The organism is Paraglaciecola sp. 20A4, from assembly GCF_011378905.1.
Classification (GTDB): Bacteria; Pseudomonadota; Gammaproteobacteria; order Enterobacterales; family Alteromonadaceae; genus Paraglaciecola.
Genome location: NZ_WTPY01000001.1, coordinates 455,584 through 479,020 on the forward strand (window position 1 = coordinate 455,584; position 23,437 = coordinate 479,020).

A 23,437-nucleotide genomic window follows, 5' to 3' on the forward strand; every position below is an offset into this window, starting at 1 on the left:
GTGATTCATATCTTAGGATTTGTTAAGTGGTTGCAAGCGCTTAACGATTGCGCCAACTATTTCCTCTGGTGGCGGTTTTATATTTACCACCCAGTCATCATCACGTAATTCCAACGTGCTAAGTTGTGATTCCAATAATCGCGGCTCGAAAAAGTGTCCTTTACGAGATGCCAATCGCTCGGTAAGTAACGCTTTTGAACCGTTAAGAATTATCCATTCAATATCGTTTGCACATTTTGACGCCAACGTAGTGCGATATGCCTCTTTCAAAGCCGAACAGGCGAGTATTGCCCCGCCTTGGCTCTCCCATAACGCTAGCTCAGTTGCAAGCGTCTCAAGCCACGGCTGGCGATCTTCGTCATTCAATGGCACGCCACTTGTCATTTTTTGTACATTGGACTGGGGATGAAAATCATCAGCATCATAAAAAGGCAATGCCAACTTTTCTGCCAGCAACTTACCAATTGTTGACTTTCCTGTTCCTGATACACCGCATACAATTACAATCATTCTGTATCCTTATTACTCTAGTAGACCAAGAATACCGTTAAACGAAATCAGAATAGAAAACATAAACGCTAAGCCTAATACGATATTAAGCAGATAACCTGCGGCATATTCGGCCATCAGTTTCTTTTTATTGATCATTAAAATGATCCCTAAGATAACTAACGGTAAAACAAATACATTAAATACCTGGGTTAATAATTGCCCTTTAACAGGATTAAAACCAAATACAGGAATAGTTAGGGCAAATAACGCTGCTATACCCGTGATGATACGAAACTGAGTAGATTGGGTGTCCAATTTACCTGAGCGGTAATCCTCTATTAACAGCGGGGCTATTAACATACATGGGAACACAGAAGACAAACCGGCGGCAAGCGTACCGAAAAAGAATACAGTCAGTGCACCCTTACCGGCTATGGGTTCAAGGGCGTTGACCATATCTAATACGTCAGTAACTGGTTTTCCTTCATGAAACAAAGCACCTGCGGCTACAGCCATGACTGAACCACTAATAACAAACACCAGTACAGCGGCAACAATCGCATCTTTCTTTTGTTGGGCTCTGTCTGCCATACCCCAGCCCTTGCCTTGAATAAACAAAGGTCTAGATAGAAAAGTAGCCGAGGCCATGGTCGTGCCAACAAAAGCCGCTACCATCATTTTACCACCCACGACATCGGGTATAACGGGTATAAGTCCGCGCATGACTTCAACGGGCATTGGGTGTACAACAAACAGTGACAATATGAAGGATAGCCCCATGCAGGATACAAAGATTACGAGAATTTTTTCAAATAATGAATACTTTCCGATTAGCAATATTGCATACATGATGGTGATCACCAGCACGGCTATTGTTACTACCACACCATATTTATGTGGGATCACAGCAGGGAAGTACATGGCGATCATTTCAAATAAAATATTGGAGGAAATCCCTAGTATGCCAGTCAGTGAATTCCATTGGCCGAAGGACACTCCTATGATGATAAGGATGGCAATCACCTTACCGAATTTAAGGTGTTTTTTAAAACTATAAAGGGCCGTTTCTCCCGTTACTAACGCAAAATTACCATACGCGTAAATAAGGACGCCTGAAAACAAGCAGCTTAATAGCAAAACCCACAATAACTGCATGCCAAAGGTACTACCTGCGACAATCATAGCCGTCACACTGCCAGTGCCTATGGTGTAGCCAATGGCTAAAAATGCTGGACCAAAACTCAAAATAGCTCTAATTAATGCTGACACTATTATTCCCCAAAAATGAACTGATATATTATTAGTTGCAGGCTTTTATAGCCTGTTATACGTGTTTCCATCGTGCTTGGCAGTCAATTAAGCCTAGCGATTAAAAGCCACTTTCTTCTGCCATTTTTACCACCCCGACAGTGAGGATAATATTGGCAAAGCGGCGCTGTTCGCCTGTTTGTATAATCAACGTTGTCGCAGGCTCTCGGATTTTGTCGTAAAAAGCCCAGCGCTCCATCGCTTCCCACGTCACATCCCCGAGTAAAGCTTTGTAGGCGTCGTGAATTTCCGCATTCGCCTCAACGGGCTTCTCCATCACAATAGCGCCTTGAACCGGACAAACTTCAAGTATGCCCTCGAGCACTGTTAAGGCATCTAACAAACCGGGACGAAAGTTAAGGTGCACCGTCGTTGAGTTCGGTCCTGTCATAGCGCCTACCGGCAAGTTGCCGTCAGCAATGACAACTTGGGCAAAATGTCCAGAGCGAGCGAGAGCTTCCATAATGGTCGGGTGTATTACCGCTGTTTTAAGCATAAAATTATCTTTTTTAAATAGCCGAATAGAAAGTAGCGTCAATGAGCGCAGGATTGTTTATGGTTTAACAATCAACTACATATTGTATACGCCGCCATTGATATCGAGCGTAGCACCGCTGATAAAGCCGTCAAATTCAGATGCCAGATAAACCACCGCTCTTGCTACATCATCTGCGTTGCCTGCTCGTGCAATGGGGATACCTGTAATCGTCTGATCCGCTGAGGCTTTGGTTGTGTGAGTATTATGAAACGACGTACCTAGAATAAGTCCAGGTGCGACAGCGTTGACTCTTGTACCTTGCGGTCCTAGTTCCGCAGATAGCGCTCGTGTTAGCGTGAGAATGGCGCCTTTGCTAGTCGAATAGGCTAGTGACCCAGGGTGACCACCCTTGCGACCTGCTAGAGATGCCAGATTCACAATACTGCTGCTTTCATGTTTGCCTAAATATGGTGCTGCGGCACGTGTCACAAACATCATAGAGGTGAGGTTAATGTCCATAACCTTGTGCCAAAACTCGGCATCCATTTCGTTTAGTAATCGTCTTGCGACAAGAGAGCCTGCGTTGTTGATAAGTATGTGTAAACTTCCAAGAGCATCTACAGTTTGTTCGACCATTGCATTTGCTTCAGTCTCGTTAGTTAAGTCAGCACTTATCGCAACCGCTTTTTGGCCTTTGCTGATTGCGTATTCGACCAATTCGTTCGCTGTGTCGGCACTTGAGAAGTAATGAATAGCAACGTTTGCGCCGCTATCAATCAAATGTTTGGTAATTGCTTCGCCAATGCCTTGGGCGCCTGCGGTGATAAGCACGTTTTTGCCGGTTAACTTTGTCATACTTGCTGTTCCTAAATCTTAAAAGTCGAAAATCATATTAGGGTCGATTAGGGGATAAATTTCACCGCTGCGCCCGTTGATTGATAATGGATTTGTTGTACTTAAATCGATTCTTCCCAGCGACTCTTTTTGTTACGTAACTGGGAAGTATGAAAAATCCATCAAGTGCCAAATGACAGCTTAATCGTAAGTCACATTCGAGGTTTTATATTCGCCACTGTTCGCGCGGATCTTATCGGTGTCTTTCATCTCAACATTCTCAATCACAGTGGTAGGTTCACCATTGGTTAAGTACAGCTCAAGAGGAGCGCTTTTATTCCACGTTGTATTTGAAATATTCAGCTTTTGAACACCATGAAAATACATGGATGCGCCAGATCTATGGGTTGGCCCTTTGCCAACGTTAGTCAGGGTATTATCTGTGACGGTGACGACAGGCCCAAAGGTACTTTCATCTGTTCCACCTCTATATACTGTTGCGACTTCTTCTTTTATGTCGGTAAAGGTATTGCCAGAAATAACGAGGTTCTCGACGCTATATACACCTAAGTCATCTACTTCTCTGTTCAATTGCAAAATAGCACCGGTAATGTTGCTAAATTCTGAATCTATAATTTCGATGCTATCGGCAAAAGTCCCTGCATTAGCTTTGAAGAAATAAAAGTAACCATTCACGTCAAGGTCTGTCACTTTGACGTTGCGTACCGATAAGGTGTAGTTGATGTTCATCGAATTGCTGCTCGTACTTATGATGGTATTGCCTTTGTAATCAGGCGACTGTGCACCGTCGAACCAAAGATTTTCTACTTCTAACGCACCACCATTTTCAATATTAATGAAATTAGGCTTTTGCGAACGAATAACGGGCTTTTTACCCTTTTTAGCCATAATAGTGATGGGATGATGAACTTCTGCGAACTTGGTTAACAGATAATCGCCACCATTTTCGAGTAGTAATATGTCACCAGATTTACTGGCTTCCAAAGCAGTAAGTAGTGTATTGGTACCCGGTTTCACGACAATCTTTTCACCGCTTTTAAAGACAACATCAGTTTCATTCTTGGGATAGAAGCTTGCGCCGACCTCTGCTTTGGTAACAGGTAGTTTGACTTCACCAAAGCCGATTTTTTCAAGTAATGCATCATCAGGTGCTTTTAAGCCATACTTATTTGTTGTGACAGAGTAGGGCGTACTAGTGAAGCCGGATTTAATCGGTGTACTGGCTTCTTCGTTTAAATAGTTTCCTGCGAATTTGATACCAGACATATCGTCATACAGTGTAAAGGGCGTCAAATTGGTCTTGCCTAAGATGATGTTTCCAGTGAATTCCGATGTAGTTGGTGGCGCGGAACGTTCTTCATCCGCGCCAGCGCCAAGTTCGATATGATCGCTGTCAATTACAATGTTGTTGTTCATGGCTGAGTCGATAACAGGATCGTAACGATTAGGGGTAGAGTTAGGCACTCCATTCATAATAACCAGAGCACCTCGTAATCTTTGACCTGTCAGCCCGTACATATAGTTATTACTGACCGACTGACTTTCGTTAATGATGCGAATACCACCAGTATTAGGTTTGCGATTACCCAGAAAGTAGTTTCCTTCCACGGTGGTGAAGTGGCCATGGCGCATGGTGAGTGTACCTTGGGTTTCAAAGAACACATTGTTAATTAGAGAGTTGCCGCTGGACTTATTTGAAATGATTTCGTGTTCGCCGTTGGTACGGTCAAAATAGTTATACTGGGCGGTGGTGTTCGAATACTCACGAGAAAAATGACTGGTGCCGATGCGAAGCGTCTCGCCGCCATTCGCGCCAAGTACTTGCCGTGGACCAAAGTAATTATATTCAATTAGGTGTTTATTCTTGCGACTACCTTCGGAGTTCATTCTGACAGCTAAGGTAACGCCACGGTTTCTTTTGTTGACCAGAGAATTATGGTCAAAATGGTTATTTTTGCCGTACATAGCAACCCACAGGTCTGACATTTGTCGATCCGTGGTGCTGAAGTTATCGATAACAGTATTTGTTACTCGAGAGTGGTTAGCCAAATCTTCGTCTGATGTTCTAAAAGAAATCACTTCACCTGTTGGGGTGTATCCGTCTTTAAAGACCAGGCCCGAAATAACAAGATATTCACCGGAAAATGCTAAATTAGACTTCCCAGTGATAATTACTTTACCCGGTGTTTGTGCCTTTAATTCGATGTGTTTTTTAGGTAATCCTTTCGCTTTGAAAACTAACTCCACGTCTTTCCACGTTCCGTTTGCCAGAACAACTTCATCCCCCGGTTTTACTGCTGCCACAGCTTCATTAAACTGCTTGATATTTTCGACCAGTACCGCGTTACTCACTTGCGAAAAAGATGCAAGCGTAAGTAATAATACAAAGGGAAAGAAGGGTCTTTTGGATACTTTTGGCATGTTTTGTGTACTCCTAATTTTAATTTGTTGGTTCTAAAAACGAAATAATTTAGTCGCTGGCAACGACTCTTTTTCATTTTCATAAGCACTGTTGATCTGACTAGAAAACCTCAATTACCCGCATTATTGCTACAAAACGGACAATTGAGTCTTGATCTTTATCGCTTAGTGCTAAGCCTTAAACCAATCTACATTGGCGTTGCTGGGCTAACCGCTAACTTTGAAAATGTCACTTTTGTGTAGTCGCCATTTTCTACATCTGTTTCCCAGTCGCCAGAGCCAGGGCAAGCAGGGTAGCGAAAGCTTGGGTCATTAGCCTTGGTGCTGCATTGGTTGTAAGCACCTGCTTTGAAGTACAGTGTCTCGTCTTTGTATGCATAAGGGTAATCAGCTTTATCTACCTCACCATTGGCATCGGTATTGTCGGCTAGGTTGATCTGATGATGAACCGTGCCATGTTTCGCACTGGTAAAGACCAGATGCATAACATTTTGGTATATATTCACCGTGTAGCTAAACTCTTCCCCAAGTGCAATCCCACCGTCACCAGGATCAGTTGCATCATCCCAATTGCTGCCCCACACTTTATAGGCGATATCGATTCTATCTGGATCGTCTGTGGCGAGGTTTCTCTCATAGGTCCAAAAAACAGAACCTTTTTCATGGTTTGGCCATTTTTTATAAGATATTTTTAACGGTTCATTACCCCATCCCAGTCCAGGAACTTGCAGAGCGTCATCAAGTTGAAAAGAGTGAACTTGACCGACTACAACAGAATACGCGGGTGGCTTATTTGGATACCCAGCGTTTCGCGCTACGTGATCAACGTGTAAAGAGGCTTCTAATTTCCCCCCTACCGCAGCGTACTGCTCAGCAGTTTTGTTAGACGCTAATGCAAAGTTGTTGCCTGGCGCGCCTTCGGGAATAGATAGGTCATTACCACGGATCATATAGCGTAATTCGCTACGGGTATTGGTAGACGTGCGCTCCGTTGCTGCTCGATTTGGGCTAGCAAACACCATATGGTCATCTTCATCGAGATAGAAAAAGTTGGGATCCGAGAACGTTTTTATATCAGGCACATCATATATGTCTGACACCTGATCACGGTTTGCATCTAATGGAACGGTTAGATACCAATGGCTTAGATCAAACTTGCTTGCTGGCAGTCGCTCTGCAGCATTTGAATTATCTTTTTGAGCCGGGATAGAAGCGGTTTCACTACCACAGCCAGCTAAAAAGAGGCATATAAGTGAAGCTGACATTTTAGTGTTTATATAGGTCATATTTCATCCCGTATTATGTTAATGATTAAACTTTTGATGGCACTGTGTGGCTTGCCTAAATTGCTAGGAGATAAGTGCACATAGCCATCGTTTTTGTATTTCTTTAGTTAGCATAGGAAAGCAACAAGTCGAATTGACGTTGTGATCATTTTCAGCAACGACGAGCACTTTTTTTTCATCGGCATATTTTCATCAAAAGTCTCCACTTTACTATTCGCTTTTAAGACGGTGACTATTCTTGTGATTGATAATGCTAGTGTGAAAAAGAAGAGCCTATTGAATTAATAGGCTCTTTTTAGCGAGGTTAGTAATCAAGCTTACTAACCTAAGATTCAAAACTTAGCGCGCACACCAACTGTCATTCGACGGTCAGCTTCACTATATTGCCAGATGCTACCCAGCTCTGTTATTTGACGAATTGGCTCGCCAGTTAAGTTCACCGCGTTCGCCACAAGGGTAAGGTTTTCGTTAACGTCGTAGCTTGCAGAGAAGTCAAATTGCCCACGGGCATCACGGTAGTTATTACCTAAAGTTGGGTCAAAATATTCTGCAGTTGGGTCGGTACGATTATAAATACCGGTTGCTAATGCGCCAACAGGGCGTACACGTTTTTCGTCTTGGGTATCTAAGTACTTGTCACGCCAGTTGTATGCTAGGCGAACCTGCCAACCTTCGTATTCCCAATAAACTTGACCGTTGAACGTGTTGTTCGAGATGTCTAGCAAAGGGTTGCCGTCGGGTTGTTCACTGTCAGCATAGGTATAGTTTGTGCTAACACCCAGACCAGACCATGCGCCAGGTAAAGAGCTAAACTGTTGTTGATACGCTAATTCAATACCAACAATTTTACCGCTGCCACCATTAACATCAGTATTAATTACAATGCCTGTTAGGCCTGCATCCCTTTGTGCTTCAACGTATGCAAGGTCTTGGTCGCCAGAAGCGTAGTTAACGTTAACTTGGCTAACACCAGCAGAATCAAGCAGACAAACATTTACGTATTCTGTAACGTTTTGACCATCAACTGTGTTCGCATTTGCGGCACAAGAACTACTGCTTACTGTAAATGACTGGACGTCTTTGTAGAACAAGGCTGCAGATAGCAATCCGCCTTGGCCAAAGTAATGCTCCGCTGACAAGTCGTATTGTGTTACGCGATAAGGGTCTAATTGGTAAGAGCCTTGTGAACCTGTTACCAGAGAGTTATCTACGTTTAATGCTGGGCTTAATTCACCGAATTCTGCACGGCGCATCACTTTTGCCGCGGCAAAGCGTAAAATTGTTGAATCCGTAAGATTATAGGTCGCATTTAAGCTAGGTAAGAAGTCAGCGTAATCATGATCAGCTGCTTCATTGAACGTACTGGAGGTTAAGTCGGTCGTCACATAACGTGCCCCGATAATTGCCGTCAATCGGTCAAAATCCAAGTTAAACTGGGTATATATCGCCTTTGTTTCTTCTTCGATTTTCGCGTACGAACCGTTATTACGAACCATATTCTCATCAAGTGTGCCGGTTAACTCATGGCTACTACCAGCAAGCATTTGCTTAACTCTATCGTAAGTCCCATTGATGTCATAAGCGAGTGCTGCACCGTCGTAAACAAAATAATTTGTTAATGCGTTATTGCCTGAAATGCCGCTTTGGTCAAACGAGTTCGAGTGGTTAATTTGCTTAAAACCACCAAACTGGTCATTAAAATCACCTATCCACGTTGGTGTAACTACACCATCGTAGGAAACGCTAGTTTGTAAGTCTTTAAGCTCACTTCCGTTGTTTCTAAGGTCATATCTGTCTAACTCATATTCGCTATCAGTCGTACGAACACCGGCTTTAATTGAACGAATAAAATCTAAACCAGAAAATGGTTCAACGTATTCCACGTCAAAACGAATGGCTGTTTCTTCGTTATCTTCATTGTATCTTTGATGAGTAAATTGACGAATGGCTAGATTGTCTGGGTCGAGAAGGGCGTCTTGATCAGAGAATGCAAGGCCCGGGACTTTGTCGCCATCTTGGGTCATGGTAATCGTGAATAAATGCTCAGTAATCGTACCATCTTCATCATATTGTGCACGGGAGATTGGACGTAGATTAAATTCAGAATTTTTACGCTTTGCTTCTGATTTAGCGTATGAAATCTCGCCAGATACTTTCAACTGGTCCGTTAACTGGAATTCACCACCAAGCGCGTTAGAAGTTGACTCATTAGTCGTGAAGTCAGACCATGTTTTAGGTTGAACAAACACGCTTCCTGAACCGAAATTATGCAGTTGGCCTTGACCATCACCATAAGCGTTATCAAGCACTAAATCGCTATAGTCTTTGCTGTCATTTAGTACCGAGTATGCTTCTTGGCCACCATCAAGTTCAGTGGTATTAACGTCTAAATAGATAAACCCATCAGTATCTTTAGGTGCCCACTGCAATGACAAACCGAATGCAGTACGTTCACGCTTCTCGGTTTTTTGTTCGACGGTATTTTGACTGCGAACAAGGTAGTTGCCACTTGGAGTGTTTGCTTGATCGCTTGTACCGTCGCCATCTAAGTCCAGTTCAGTCGGGGTAACAAGGTTGATAAATTCATCACGACGTAACTCACGATCTTGGTAAGAGACGACGACTGAGGCGCCAAAGGTACCGGCATCACCTAAGTCCCAGTTTGTACCAGCAGCTGCATTGACCATGGGGGCCCAATTTTCAGTCTTATCTGCATATTCGCCATCTAACGTGATTGCAACGAGCGGTTCTTCTAGCTCTAACGGACGAACGGTAGTCATATTGATTGTGCCGCCGAGCGCACCTTCAATCATTTCAGGTGTGGGTGACTTAATAACTTCAACCGTTTTTAAGAAGCTGGATGGAAAGTCGTCCAAGCTAATACCACCACGGCCACTACCTGAGGTAGAGCGACCATTTAATTCAACACGGTTTTGAGAAATACCACGAATCGTAACGGATTCACCTACACCGAAGTCAGTACTAATAGAAACACCTGTAATACGCTGCAATGCCTCAGCAATGTTATTATCAGGTAACTTACCTATATCTTCGGCAACAATGGCGTCAACAATGCGCGAATCAAAGCGCTTTTGACGAGCTGATTCTGCTAGACCGCCAGCAATACCTTGAACTCTGATCACTTCTACGTCCTGCGATTCTGCAGCTGCCTCAGCTGCAGTTTGCGCCAATGCCGCAGGTGCGGCCAAGATTGCTGTTAGTGTAGCGCCGAACATAGCTAAGTTGTTGGCCTTAGCTCTCGTCGCGTTAAATATCGCACTTACTTTGTTAAGTTTCATGGTTGTGTCCCGCATTACGTGTGTCCTCATTCATATTGGTATGACCAATATTGTTGCAATATCGTTATGTAAAGGTTGTCTAATCATCACAATGTCGTGACACTTTATACTCTCGCAACACTTCATTTACAATACCTCAATTACCAATTAGTCTAAATTTTGTAAGGCCAATGTAAGGTTGTTGTTACTTTTAACGCGAGTTCTAATGAAGTGATAGTCTTGTTATATAGAGGTTTTTTTGAACAGGATTGGTAAGTGCGAGGACGTTTATTTAGTTATAACAACTGCGAAAATAGAATATTAAAATTAAGAGGTTAAAGGGGTGAGGCCTTGTTTTTTAAATGTTTTTTTAGCTATTTTGTAGGTGTTTTTAGAGTTTATTGTTATCGCTGATGGATATTATATATAACGTTAATCACTGATTATCGATGAACAATATAATAAGTTAATATCTATTATTGGTAACAACTTTGATTGGCAGTGGAGTAAATCATAAATACCATTACTTTACGGGATTTCGTAATTTATTGGTAATATCTTAATTTTGAATTGGCCTTACATTTTTATTTGTGGCTGTGGCTGAGAATCCAGTACGGTCCTTGAAGTGGCTAAGCTATTGAAATTACTTGTTGTCTAACTTCCTGAATAATTTTTAACTAAGTATCGTGAGTGTTATCAACTTCTTCCCCACAATTAGAAAGGGGCTGTACAGCCCCTTTCTAATTGTCGTTAAAGTTTTTTACCAGATTACATTTCAAAATCTTTTTTGAAACGTAAACCAAATTCCCGTCTGTCGTTACTGCGAACGATACCGACAAAGCCATTTTGTTGAAGTCGGCCTTGGTCATATACTTCATCTGTTACGTTTTCACCGTAGAGACTCAATGACCAATCACCGTTAGTTGATGTGTACTTCACATCAAAGCCAACAATACTGCGTGAATCAATGGTTTCGTTAGGATTAAAGACTGATTGACCCTGCATTTTATCGCGGAATGAATAATCCGCCTTAAACGCCAATGTTGCACCACTGTCTAAGTCTACATAGTAAGACGGGGCGAACATCAAGGTCCATTTTGGGGTTAATGCGGGTGAGTCACCTACGCCAACGCCAGTGACGTTTTCGTCTACCTGAGTAATTTCAGCATCTAGGTAACCCACTGCAGCACGCAGAGCGAAGTTATCGTTGACGTCTATCGTCGCTTCAAGTTCTACACCTTTTGCTTCAGATGTACCGGCATTTTCTGTAATGGTGACAAAGCCGCCGCCTGCAGTTGGGTCAGAAAAGGGTAGTGCTAAGTCGTCGTATTTAGTAAAAAATAATGCAGCTAACAAAGAGACGTTTTCAGCAACTTTACCTTTAAGGCCTGTTTCGTAGTTGATAGAAGTCGTCTCATCAAATTGAACGAATTGGGCAGGTCCGCCAAATGGACGAGGAGGAAATCCACCTGTTTGATAACCCTTTTGCACTTGGGCGTATACATTCAAGCCATTATCGAGCTGATAAGCGGCGTTAACATCCCAACTGACTTCGCTAAATTCTGCTGTTCTAAAGGCCCTTTCACCACCAAAAGAGGGGAATAAGGCATCGGCGTCTTTTTTATCTTTTGAATAACGTAAGCCACCACCAACGGTTAACTTATCTGAAACATCGTAAGAAGCATTAGCGTAAACTGCGAATGAATCAGTTTCTTGATGCAAATCGAAGAAGCCGTAACCTCCGAATGATGGTGAACCATCGGTATTGAGGCTATCAGGTGTGTTAAATGGACTAAACACGAACGGGCCTGACTCGGTTGAGCCATCTTCATTAAAGAAGTAAATGCCTGACACAAAATCGTAGTTATCGAACGTACCGTTAATTTGTAATTCAACTGAATACTGATCAGCTTCGCCCGTTTCGGGGAATTCAGATAAGTTGAGTGGGGAAGCGTCGTCATCTAAGCCTCCTTCATAATCTGAGCCTCGGAAACTGGTAATCAGTTTGCTTGAATAATTCTGGTTAATATCCCAGTTTGCAGTAATAGATGCGCCCCAACCGGACACTGCTGTTGATTCAAGGCCTGGTACTGTGGTGCCAAGATCATCTGGATCAGAAGGTAGTAAATCCGCTGTTAGCAATGGAAAATCGCCGTTAAAAATATCAGTAGGATCAGGACTCGGCTCAGTGAACTCGATAGTATACGGAGATTGCCCACCTTCGTTATCGTAACCATCGACGGCGAACAATAAAGAGAAGTTGTTGCTGACTTTCCAATTTGCGGCTAAGCGGCCGCTGAATTCTTGTTCTTCACCTATCTCCTTTTCAGGATTAGGCAAATTAATTGCTTTGCCTACACCGTCGCGTTTTTTAAACGAACCACTTGCTGCAATACTGACGTCATCGTTGATGTCACCATTAAGGTATAAGTCAGTTGCCACACGGCCTAATGTACCTACTTTGACTGCTACGCTGGCTACAGATTCATCCCCCGGTTTTTTGGTAATGATATTCACTGCACCGCCTAAGGTATTTCGGCCATATAAAGTACCTTGTGGTCCACGTAAAACTTCAACACTCGCAATGTTTGGAAGACTTAGGTTTGAGCCCATTTGGCGACCCAAATATACACCATCCACATAGACTCCTACGCCTGGATCGGTGGTAATAATATGGTCTTGTAAGCCTATGCCGCGGATGAATATAGAGGCATGGGCTGAGTTACCTGCACCGTAACGACTGATGTTTAGATTTGGCACATATTTACCCACATCATCTAGGTTACTGATGTTGGCATCTTCCATAAAACTAGCACTTAATGATGTAATAGCCGTAGGTGACTCAAATAAACTTTCGGTACGTTTACGGGCAGTAACAGTGATGTTCTCAAAGTCATCACTATTCGCTTGCTCATTATTTTCGGTGCTTTGTGCATGTACGTTAGCCGATAGGGCGATTGATACAGCGGCAGTCAGTAACGTTAATTTTTTCAACGTAAATGTGTGGGTTTTCGATGTCGGGTGCAAGTGTGCTCTCCAAGTCGTTTGACGCGCAGCATTAGTTGCAGCTAATTTAATTAGCTTGCATAGATAGCTACGTCATTATAATTATGATTTTCATAACCGCAGCTTTGCATAAAAAAAACACAAATAATGCGGATAAGAAGTTTGTCGAGAAGGATCTCTCAGCCAATTAGTATAAACCAAATTATGTTTTACATTTACAAATCATTACACTTTATTAACCCTTATTTCGGCCAGTTTAATTCACTAGTAATTTACGTAATACACTGAAAATACTGCATTCTTGTGACGTTAATTTTTGTCATGTGCTTTGTATTACCTTTGCAGGCTCGGGTAACGTACAATAGCGGCATTTGAACAAGTTAGAGCAGGGTTATATGTCAATTCATTGGTATCCTGGGCACATGCACAAAGCCCAGAAAGAGATTAAAGAGTTATTGCCACAAGTTGATTTACTGATAGAAGTGCTTGATGCGCGAATTCCTTATTCCAGTGAAAATCCGGCTATTGCGACACTTCGGGGCGATAAGCCGTGTATTAAAGTGTTGAGTAAATCAGATCTAGCCGATCCCGACGTGACGGCCATGTGGCAGGAGTATCTCGAGCAGGAGCGCGGGGTGAAAACATTCACCACTACAACCGAACAGCCGCAGAAGATGAAACAAATCATCGATTTATGCCGAAAAATGTTACCAGAAAAAGATGCTAGCATTAAAACGATTAATACCATGATTTGTGGTATTCCTAATGTCGGTAAGTCAACACTGATTAATATTTTGGCAGATCGAATAGTCGCTAAAACGGGTAACGAACCCGCTGTGACGAAAGCCCAGCAGCGCATTAATTTGGGCAGTGGGATTATACTTTTCGACACCCCGGGTATTCTTTGGCCTAAAGTTGAAAACCCACAAAGCAGTTACCGCCTAGCCACGACTGGCGCCATAAAAGATACTGCGATGGAATACGATGATGTGGGTTTTTTCGCAGCAGATTACTTAATAAAAGCCTATCCGGAATTGCTTAAAGAGCGCTTCAAGCTTGAAAATATCCCTGATACTGAAATTGAGTTTTTAGAACTGGCTGCAGCCAAACGAGGTGCATTACGTGCAGGTGGTAGAGTCAATTTACACAAAATTTGCGAAGTATTGGTCAACGAGTTTCGTTCAGGAAAACTTGGGCGTATTAGCCTTGAAACACCTGATATGGTGGAGAAAGAAGAAGCTGATATGGCTGCCGCTGAATTGAAAAAATCCGCAGAAAAAGCATTACGTAAAGAGCGCTTTAAAACGGGTTCATTGACCCGGGATAAAAAAGCCCAAAAAGAGCATCGAATAGAGCGCGTGCAACGGCGTAGTAAAGAAAAACAGGCTCGCAATAAGTAACACCGCTAAAGTGAGGAATGGTTCACGTTTAATTGGGCAAGGCGAATAGTGTTATGTATATCAGAAAACTGTTGTTGTTTTGTGCCATTAGTATTTGTTGCAGTTGTCAAACAATGACAGTGCAAAAAGGTCGAGTAAAAGCTAAGGTCGAAAAGCCGCAAACTCTCCCTTGTAATATCAAAAATATCGATAAGTGTAACGGCGTTAATGAAAAAATTTAAGCAGTTTCTTGGCGCTATATCTGCTTAGGAGTGGGCAATGGCTTGCAGTATATCTTGCATTTGCTGCTGTAATATTAAGCTGGTGGACAAAGGCATCAATGCCGCTTCCCGTTGCCCACTGAGAATGCTTTTACTCGCAGCCTCGATTTGAAACTCGAATCCTGAGCCACTGCGTTGTTCGTTAAATTCATCGGCTTTTTGATCAATCAGGTAAAGTGAGCAGCGATCCGCTCGCCAAAAGTTCGCTATATCGATGTACCCTTTCTCACCGATGATATAAGCGGAGTTCTGTAACTTAGCTCTAAAAGAACACGCCAAAGTAGCTGTTGCATCGCAATATTCTGCCAAAATAGTCAGGTCATCTTCTACTCCTGTTTTTGCTCGGCGATGACGATACTGGCTATGTACAGGTTGTTGGCCAATAAAATGCTGGGCGATAGCTAAAGTATATATTCCCATATCTAATAAGCACCCACCGGCGAGTTCTGGGTTATACATCCGGTCGCCTTCTACCCATTTTACCGGGTAGCCGAAATCAGCTTTTACATGAACAATTCTACCAATTTTGCCGCTATCTACCCACTCTTTAGCTCGTATGATGGTAGGAAGAAAATAGGTCCACATGCCTTCCATTAAAAAACAATTATTTTGCGCTGCGATATCCATTAACTGCTGACATTGTTCAGGATTAACCGTAATTGGCTTCTCGCACAATACGTGTTTTCCTGCGGATAACGCAGCTTTAGTTTGTTCAAAATGAAGCGTATGTGGCGTAGCTACGTAGATTGCGTCGACGTCTGGATGGTTATATAAGGCCTGATACCCCTCTAAAGCGATAGGAATGTCATAGGAAAGTGCGAAAGACTTTGCTGAATCTATATTTCGTGCAGCAACCGCTATTAGTTCAGCGTATTCGGCATGGCTAATATCTTGGCAAAACGTATGAGCAATACGCCCTGCGCCTAACACGCCCCAACGCACTTTTTTATGACTTATCACCTTTTAGCTCTCCAAATGTAGATTTATCCTTGATGGTACCTTTTGATATGAGACTTGGCATTTGCGTTTTTTTCAAACGGAATGATTGTTTCAGGTTAGTTATCCGATTCAGCAAAGCTAACGGGTATGCAAGAAAATACCTAAGTATCGCCTTACAGATTTTTCTTTGCGCGTGGATAGCGTTTAATTACCTCAACGAAACGAGATAATCATTTATAAGAACCCGAGGAATTGACCATGTTGAAAATAGTTAAAACTTCTATCGCTATCATTGCCACATCACTGATGATGACAGGCGCTGCACAAGCAGACGTAGCGGAAGCACTACAAAATATTTGTACGATAGTAAAAGCAGATGATAAAGGTGAATTACGCAAAAAAATGAAGCGTGTTCAGTCTGACTATCGCCTGAAACTACAAGATTATTATGCAGGTATTTCTTGCGGTGGCAACAGCTTAATCCGCACGGCTATGCTTAGCGATGCTGTGGAAGCCGGAACACTGTTAGTGAAAAAAATGCCAAAGAGTGATTTATCTACACCTGAGAAAGACGGCAAAACGGTTACCGCCTGGGCTTCAGAAAATGGTTTAAATAGCTCTGCGATAATGAACGCACTGAACGACAGAATCTAATTAAGCAGTATTGGCTATTAAGCCTTACAGCGTAACAACGATAATAGTTTCAACATGGTAAGCAGGTAGCGCTACCTGCTCCTTTAAAAGTAGCCCCATTAGGGGCTATTTTTTTGCCTACCTGCCACGTAATCTAATTCTTTCATTTTCTATATTCATTAATGTACTTTGTTAGCTCAGCAGCACTTACTAATTCAAACCACATGCATCTTTGTTTATAGTAATAAATACAATAAGCTGGCGTTTCAGCTCTCTCGTAGCTAAAAATATTGCAAAAATGTACGCTATTTATTGGAATTCAAATATTAATTCCATGACATCAACCCTTCGAATAGAGGCCAGACGCTATGAAAAAAAAGATATTATCATTCCTATTGACTGGGTTAACGTGCTTGCTAAGTGGTATATCCACGCAGGTATTAGCAGAAAATGAGTCGCAGGTATTAAAGAAAAAAGAAGATGTTTTACAAACTCAGGTTGTCACACGTCAACAAGCGCAGGTTAGTCATTATGATGGCGCTGTTTTTTATAATTATTTTATGGGTGACACCGCTGGAAGCACTGGCGCTATAGCGGGTATGGCCGTTATTGAACCAGGCTACGAAATTCATCCGCCCCATGAACATATTGATGAAGAGTATTTGACGGTGGTGTCAGGTAATGGGCAGTGGAGTGTTAACGGAAAAACGTTTCCTGCTAATACAGGCGATATGATCTATGTGGCACCGAATGATTCTCACGGCATTTTTAATAGTGGTAAAATTCCTTTAGTTTTTGTGGTTAGTCGTTGGAAAAGCCAACAACCCCTTGGTGAGTAATATACTATGAATGCGCTAATTGACGCATAAAACGGTTGCTTTATTTGCTTTATATTCGTCAATATTCGCCATATTCTAGTTAAGGGCTCAATCCAAAGTTCGACCGTTAATATTACGCTAGTCAAATGTTCGAGGTATGGTATTTTGGATCATTCAATATTGTTAATAATCAGGTAGTAAGGGATAACTATTGGCCAAGATCGTATGGTTTTGCTTTTTATTGATTATTGGAACAATTCATAGCGTAATTGCTGCCGAAGCCGTTGTTTCAAAATTTTCAGATCAATACCAATCACTTACATTGAAGCTGACGTTAGAGCCTAAAAACGTCCTTTCCGATTTACTTAACAACCCCCCATCAGAGGGAACGGGTAATACTGCCAAAGCAGAATATTATGCCATTTTGAGTGACACCCACTATGCTTTGACTCATCCGAAAGATGCCATAGATAGTGCTCGGAAAGGCCTGTCGTATATAAAAAAGGACAGTGAACCTTGGTTGTACCACAATCTTAGGTTGATTGAAGCTACAGCATTGGAGATGGCGGGTAAGCCTATTGAAGGGCTTAAAATTGTTAATGATGCGATTCAGTGGGCAAAGACTAATGGCGACGAAGATACTTATTTACTTGGGCTGTACGCACGTGGCTCGCTTTTTATTACGTTAAATGAATATAGTGCTTCAGCAGAGAGTTTCCTTAAAGCTTATGCTCGAACAACACATGAATCTGGCAAAATATCCAAAGCCAACATTGCCGGTATGTTAGGTGTAATGTATGAAAAACGCGGAGACTATTTGTTGGCTATTCAGTATTACGCAGAAGCGGCAGCTCATGCGCGAAAAAATAATGAACCACTGAATTTAAGTATTGCTCTGTTTGGCTTAGGATCTGCTAATTTTCATGCAGGGAATTTAGCGATTGCACAGGCCCAACTTTCTGAGTCAGCGGATATTGCAGATGCGTTAGGTGACGAGCAGGGAGTGGGTTATGCGCTTCAGCAAATGGGGCAAATCAGTATTGAGCAACAAGATTATAAGCTTGCTGAGCAGCGTTTAGGTAAAGCGGCGGCTATATTTGCGCGCACCGAAAATATACCGATGGATTTTCAGGTGGCCCGTAGCTTGTTCATTGTTGCATTGGCTACGGCTGATTATGCAAAAGCGCAGACCTATCGAGACAGTGCAAAAGCTTATTTGGATCAGCAAACCATGCCAGTTGACACAATAGAGTTCGCTACATTGGAAGGACGTTTAGCGGCCGCTCTAGGCGATTTCCCACAAGCTTATGGCCATGTTTCTCGGGGAATTGAATTAAGTAAACTTTATTACGAAAGTCGCAATAAAGAGGACATTCACCGGGTACGGGAGATTTTCAATGTACGGGAATCTGAGCAAGCTAATCGATTGCTTGAGCATCAAAATCGGATCCAACGTCTTGCCTTAGAAGCACAAGAACAGCGTAATATGTATTTATGGTCCTTCAGTGGTATTGCACTGTTAGTTTGCTGTTTATTAGGTGTGATGGTTTATCGGGTTAAAGCCCAAAGTCGCGCGCTATCAACGTTGGCGATCACTGACCATTTGACGGGCCTATATAATCGTCGTCATATTATCGAGCAATTGGACCGGCAGGTCAGCGCAGCTCAGCGTTACCACTATGATTTGTGCGTGGCAATTATTGATTTAGATTTTTTTAAGAAAATAAACGATAGCTACGGCCATGCAGTGGGAGACAGTGTATTGGTTGCGTTTAGCCAAGTATGCAGCGACAACTTGCGAAATACAGATTTAATTGGGCGCATTGGGGGGGAAGAATTTTTAGTCGTGTTACCCCATACGTCCCTACAGGATGGGTATAGCACACTGGATGGCTTACGTAGAAAAATGGTTAAAGTAAGTCAAATCGTCGGTATCAAAGAATTCACCGTCAGTGCTTCAATTGGTTTAACCATTAATGCGAAAGACCTTGATAGCATGCAACTAATGGCAAATGCGGACACCGCTTTATATCTTGCTAAGAGTCAAGGTCGAGACCAAGTCGTTGTACATCCAACGGACTCATCAATCAGTTCTTAATCAGGTTTGCCAGCATATTATGGGAAATACAAATCGAGGATTTATTCTTACCTCGGATCAACGGGATATGGCTGGTAAAAGCCGCCTTGAATTTTGGTTGGTTAGCGCTGATGGGCCAATTAAAGTCATTACTGGGGCTCAACAAGCGCTGTTTTTTATTAGTCAGCAAGATACTGCTCAAGTGCAAAATATTTTAGCGCAAAGCGATATACCGAGCTCATTTAAAGCATTACCGCTAAAGCGCTTCGACCAACAAAGTGTTTGCGCCGTATATTTCTCACGGACACAGCAAGCCTATGCGGCAAAAGAGCGCTTACGAGTTCAAGGTGTAAAATGCTATGAAGCCGATATTCGCTTAGCTGATCGCTACCTTATGGAGCGCTTTATATACGGCAGTGCGGATATTATTGGGCATAAGCAAGATACAGGTGTTTACCCTAGCTATACCAACAGCCAATTAAAACCTGCTCAGTACACACCTACTTTTTCTTTATTGTCGATCGATATCGAATGTAGCGAGCGCGGGGAACTGTACTCCATTGGATTAGCCAGCGCTGATTACCAAAAAGTACTGATGATCGGTGAAGCTCAAGAAGGGCCTGCTTGGATTGAATGGTTAGATGACGAAAAAACGCTTATTCAACAATTTATTCATGAGGTACAGCATCTAGACCCAGATATTTTAATTGGTTGGAACGTGGTCAATTTTGACTTTCGTTTGCTTATCGAGCGTGCCCAGCGTTGCGGTTTAAAGCTAACGTTAGGACGCGGAAATGAAGCGGTTTATTGGCGTGATGCCCCTAATGAAGTGAATCAAGGGTACATCAGTATGCCAGGTCGAGTGGTAATTGATGGTATTGATGCGCTCAAAACCGCCACCTATCAATTTAGCAGCTTTAGCTTGGAGTTTGTTGCTCAAGCCTTGCTGGGTAAAGGTAAATTGAGCGAAGATGTAGATGACCGTTTAGCGCAAATTAAATATGACTTTTTACACGACAAAGTAAAATTGGCGGAATACAACTTACAAGACTGTCAGTTGGTTTTAGATATTTTTGCTGAAACCAAAGTATTGGACTTTCTTACCCTGCGCAGCCAATTGACGGGTTTAGAATTAAATCGAGTCGGAGGGTCGGTCGCTGCGTTTGTAAACTTGTACTTACCCAAATTACATCGCGCTGGATATATATCACCTAATCGTCCTGTCGACGGAGGTTTAGCAAGTCCAGGTGGCTATGTAATGACCTCGCAGCCTGGCTTGTATCGCAATGTACTGGTACTGGACTTTAAAAGCTTGTACCCATCAATTATCCGTACTTTTAAGATTGACCCGTTAGGGTTAGTGGAAGGATTACGCCAGCCAGAAAAGGCAATTCAAGGCTTCAAAGACGCGCTTTTTAGCCGCGAACAGCACTTTTTACCCGATATTATTACATCTTTGTGGCAACAACGTGATACTGCAAAGCGGGATCAGGATGGGGCGCGTTCCCAAGCTATTAAAATTCTAATGAATTCATTTTATGGTGTGCTAGGTTCAGGTGGTTGCCCGTTTTACGATACTCGATTGGCTAGCTCTATAACACTGCGCGGTCATGAAATTATGCAAACCACAGCTCGTTGGGTTGAAGATCTCGGCTATCGTGTTATCTATGGCGATACCGATTCCATATTCGTGTGGTTAGGTGACGACATGCAAGCCGCGCAAGGGCATACCGTGGGCACAGAATTACAGCGCGAAATAAATCGGCGCTGGACGCAAAATATCACTGAACAGCATCAGCTAGAAAGTTATCTTGAAATTGAGTTTGAAACCCAATTTAGTCGTTTTTTAATGCCGACAATTCGAGGCTCTGAACTGGGTAGCAAAAAACGCTATGCGGGGCTCAAACTAAATAAGAGCAATGAAGACGAGCTTATCTTTAAAGGTTTAGAGTCGGTACGATCTGACTGGACCGATATGGCCAAGGCGTTTCAATTAGCGCTGTATCAAAGGGTGTTTGCCGATAAAAATGTGAAATCCTACATTAGGGAGGTGGTTGCGCAAACACGCAATGGGGAGCTTGATGAGCAATTGGTGTATCACAAACGAATAAGACGCCCTCTATCGCAGTATGTCAAAAATATTCCACCTCATGTTAAGGCTGCGCGGTTGGCTGATGAACATAATGCACAACGCAATAAACCACTTCGCTACCAGCATAAAGGGCAAATAGCGTATGTTATTACCTTAAATGGCGCACAACCTATTGAATATCAAAGCAGTGCGTTAGACTATGAACACTATATCGATAAGCAAATAAGACCTATTGCTGAGAGTATTTTACCCTTTATCGGGCTATCATTTAGTGACATAACCAGTGCTCAACTCGGATTATTTGAGTAAGCTAGATCACCGTTGGTAATAGTGAGTATTTTCAGCGCTTTAGGAAATAAGGGAGTAAGCGTGCACGCCGTAAATGTATTGATAATTGATGATGACGATATTACGCTTACGTTGCTCGAGCATATAGTCGATGAGCTTGTAAGCGGTGAAATATTAGTTTTTTCAAGTAGTATAAAAGCCAATGCCTTTTTATTAACTGAGGATGCCCAGCGCATAGACCTAGTCATTTGTGACTGGCAAATGCCCAGTGTCAGCGGTATCAAAATATTAGAAACATTGCGCTCCAAATCACTAAATTGTCCTTTCCTAATGATTACCGCGGTCCCAACAAAAGACTTAGTGATTAGCGCTAAGCGTTTGGGCGTGACCGACTTTATTGCTAAGCCCTTCAGTTCAGATGACCTGACCCAGAAACTTTCTGTGCTACTAGATAAAATTAGCCAAGCTTAAACAAAGAGATTTTTTTAATTATGCAGTTTGACAACATTATTGATAGAACCCCCTCAAATGCCTATAAATGGGAACGCTACAAAGGTCGAGATATTCTGCCTATGTGGATAGCCGATACTGAATTTCGCTGTGCCGAACCGATTATCGATGCGCTTAAGTCTCGTGCTGAGCATGGTTTACTTGGCTACACCTTGCCCGCACACGCTGAAGGTGCAAATCAGGCCGTTATTGATTGGATGAAGAAGCAATACGATTGGCAGATTGAACCAGATTGGTTAGTGTGGACCCCAGGCGTGGTGCCAGCTTTCAACGTGGCTTGTAAAGCATATTGTCAGCCCGGTGACAAAGTCATCGTGCAAACGCCTAATTATCCGCCAATGCTTGCAGCACCTAAATTACATGGGCTAACGCGGGCGGATGTGCCAACCGTTGAAGTAGATGGCCGTTGGATGCTCGATTTTGATGTGCTTGAAAAACACGCAAAAGATCCTAAGTGCACGTTATTCATTTTATGCAACCCTATGAACCCTGTTGGCAGCATGCTAGACGAAGCACAGTTAACGCGTATCGCAGCTATTTGTGCTCAGAATAACGTTATGTTGTGTTCTGATGAAATTCATTGTGATTTGATTCTAGATACTCAGGCTAAGCATATCCCTGCAGGTAAATTAACGGCAGCAAAAGATAACTCTGTGACCTTAATGGCGGCCAGTAAAACGTTTAATGTGGCAGGCCTTGGGACATCATTTGCGATTATTCCTGATGCCAAGGTGCGTCAGCGTTTTAATCAGGCTGCACAAGGATTAGTCCCATGGGTTAATGTAATGGGATTAGCTGCAACGCAAGCTGCTTTTACACAATGTGATGACTGGTTATCAGCGCAATTAGAGTATTTACGCGGCAACCGGGATTACTTGGTAGAGCAAATTAATCAAATTGAAGGGCTGCGCGTTCTTGCCCCGCAAGCTACGTTTTTAGCGTGGATAGATGCCAGTGGTCTAGGCGTAGCTGACCCGCAAGCCTACTTTGAAGAGAAGGGCATTGGCCCTTCGGCAGGTATTGATTTTGGCGACAAACAATTTGTACGTATTAACTTTGGTTGCCCGCGCTCTCAATTAGAACAAGCCATAGCGTGTCTTAAAAAGTAAAACGGCTTTATCCAGCCGTTTAGCGATAAATATTAAAAAGGCGCTAACTCCTTCATCCCATAATGAAGGGCAGCGCCTTTTTATTACCCGAGACTTTATTCTTATAACCTGTATAAATTGAAACTCTCCCTCTGTTACTAACAAACCTGATAAAAATACAAGCTGATAGGCTTCAATGGGAGATTAG

Annotated in this window: 16 protein-coding genes; 7 read left to right on the forward strand and 9 right to left on the reverse strand. The window is 42.7% G+C overall.

Annotated features, from left to right (window positions below; translation table 11 throughout):
• Window positions 1-12: 12 nt before the first annotated feature.
• The 8 genes from GQS54_RS01855 to GQS54_RS01890 all read right to left on the reverse strand — a co-directional run bounded on the left by GQS54_RS01855 (window position 13) and on the right by GQS54_RS01890 (window position 13,145).
• The gene (locus GQS54_RS01855; protein WP_166422293.1) at window positions 13-510 is read right to left on the reverse strand and encodes a gluconokinase; all 498 of its coding nucleotides are present in this window, start codon (window positions 508-510) and stop codon (window positions 13-15) included.
• A 12-nt stretch (window positions 511-522) separates the two neighbouring features.
• A complete protein-coding gene (locus tag GQS54_RS01860) occupies window positions 523-1,761 on the reverse strand; it encodes an Nramp family divalent metal transporter (protein WP_166422294.1) in 1,239 nt (412 codons plus the stop codon).
• 100 nt (window positions 1,762-1,861) lie between these two features.
• Window positions 1,862-2,296 carry an RbsD/FucU family protein gene (locus GQS54_RS01865; RefSeq protein ID WP_166422295.1) on the reverse strand — a complete coding sequence of 145 codons (435 nt, stop codon included), beginning with the start codon at window positions 2,294-2,296 and terminating at the stop codon, window positions 1,862-1,864.
• 75 nt (window positions 2,297-2,371) lie between these two features.
• The gene (locus GQS54_RS01870; RefSeq protein WP_166422296.1) at window positions 2,372-3,133 is read right to left on the reverse strand and encodes an SDR family oxidoreductase; all 762 of its coding nucleotides are present in this window, start codon (window positions 3,131-3,133) and stop codon (window positions 2,372-2,374) included.
• Window positions 3,134-3,313: 180 nt separating this feature from the next.
• A complete protein-coding gene (locus GQS54_RS01875) occupies window positions 3,314-5,554 on the reverse strand; it encodes a polysaccharide lyase 6 family protein (protein ID WP_166422297.1) in 2,241 nt (746 codons plus the stop codon).
• A gap of 188 nt (window positions 5,555-5,742) precedes the next feature.
• Window positions 5,743-6,840, reverse strand: coding sequence for a polysaccharide lyase family 7 protein (locus GQS54_RS01880; RefSeq protein WP_166422298.1), 1,098 nt, complete (start codon window positions 6,838-6,840; stop codon window positions 5,743-5,745).
• A gap of 332 nt (window positions 6,841-7,172) precedes the next feature.
• Window positions 7,173-10,154, reverse strand: coding sequence for a TonB-dependent receptor (locus GQS54_RS01885; protein WP_166422299.1), 2,982 nt, complete (start codon window positions 10,152-10,154; stop codon window positions 7,173-7,175).
• A gap of 732 nt (window positions 10,155-10,886) precedes the next feature.
• A complete protein-coding gene (locus tag GQS54_RS01890) occupies window positions 10,887-13,145 on the reverse strand; it encodes a TonB-dependent receptor (RefSeq protein WP_166422300.1) in 2,259 nt (752 codons plus the stop codon).
• A gap of 374 nt (window positions 13,146-13,519) precedes the next feature.
• Here GQS54_RS01890 and ylqF point away from each other — a divergent pair, with 374 nt between their 5' ends.
• Complete coding sequence (gene ylqF, locus GQS54_RS01895; RefSeq protein ID WP_166422301.1) at window positions 13,520-14,524, forward strand: ribosome biogenesis GTPase YlqF; 1,005 nt, start codon at window positions 13,520-13,522, stop codon at window positions 14,522-14,524.
• Between the two features lie 245 nt (window positions 14,525-14,769).
• On the opposite strand, the gene GQS54_RS23480 is transcribed toward ylqF, so the two are convergent.
• Window positions 14,770-15,744 carry a Gfo/Idh/MocA family oxidoreductase gene (locus GQS54_RS23480; RefSeq protein WP_166422302.1) on the reverse strand — a complete coding sequence of 325 codons (975 nt, stop codon included), beginning with the start codon at window positions 15,742-15,744 and terminating at the stop codon, window positions 14,770-14,772.
• Window positions 15,745-15,981: 237 nt separating this feature from the next.
• On the opposite strand from GQS54_RS23480, the gene GQS54_RS01905 reads away from it, so the two are divergent.
• From GQS54_RS01905 to GQS54_RS01930, 6 genes are all read left to right on the forward strand, one after another.
• Window positions 15,982-16,377, forward strand: a complete 396-nt coding sequence (locus GQS54_RS01905) for a DUF3718 domain-containing protein (RefSeq protein ID WP_166422303.1) — start codon at window positions 15,982-15,984, stop codon at window positions 16,375-16,377.
• A 347-nt stretch (window positions 16,378-16,724) separates the two neighbouring features.
• Window positions 16,725-17,195: a cupin domain-containing protein gene (locus tag GQS54_RS01910; RefSeq protein ID WP_166422304.1), complete on the forward strand. Its 471-nt coding sequence runs from the start codon at window positions 16,725-16,727 to the stop codon at window positions 17,193-17,195.
• A gap of 190 nt (window positions 17,196-17,385) precedes the next feature.
• On the forward strand, window positions 17,386-19,272 hold the full coding sequence (locus GQS54_RS01915) for a tetratricopeptide repeat-containing diguanylate cyclase (RefSeq protein ID WP_240919796.1): 1,887 nt from the start codon (window positions 17,386-17,388) through the stop codon (window positions 19,270-19,272).
• Between the two features lie 19 nt (window positions 19,273-19,291).
• Entirely contained in the window at window positions 19,292-21,652 is a 2,361-nt protein-coding gene (locus GQS54_RS01920; RefSeq protein WP_166422305.1) for a DNA polymerase II, read from the forward strand.
• A 60-nt stretch (window positions 21,653-21,712) separates the two neighbouring features.
• A complete protein-coding gene (locus GQS54_RS01925; protein WP_166422306.1) occupies window positions 21,713-22,102 on the forward strand; it encodes a response regulator in 390 nt (129 codons plus the stop codon).
• A gap of 20 nt (window positions 22,103-22,122) precedes the next feature.
• Window positions 22,123-23,250 carry a PatB family C-S lyase gene (locus GQS54_RS01930; RefSeq protein ID WP_166422307.1) on the forward strand — a complete coding sequence of 376 codons (1,128 nt, stop codon included), beginning with the start codon at window positions 22,123-22,125 and terminating at the stop codon, window positions 23,248-23,250.
• The last annotated feature ends 187 nt before the right edge of the window (window positions 23,251-23,437 follow it).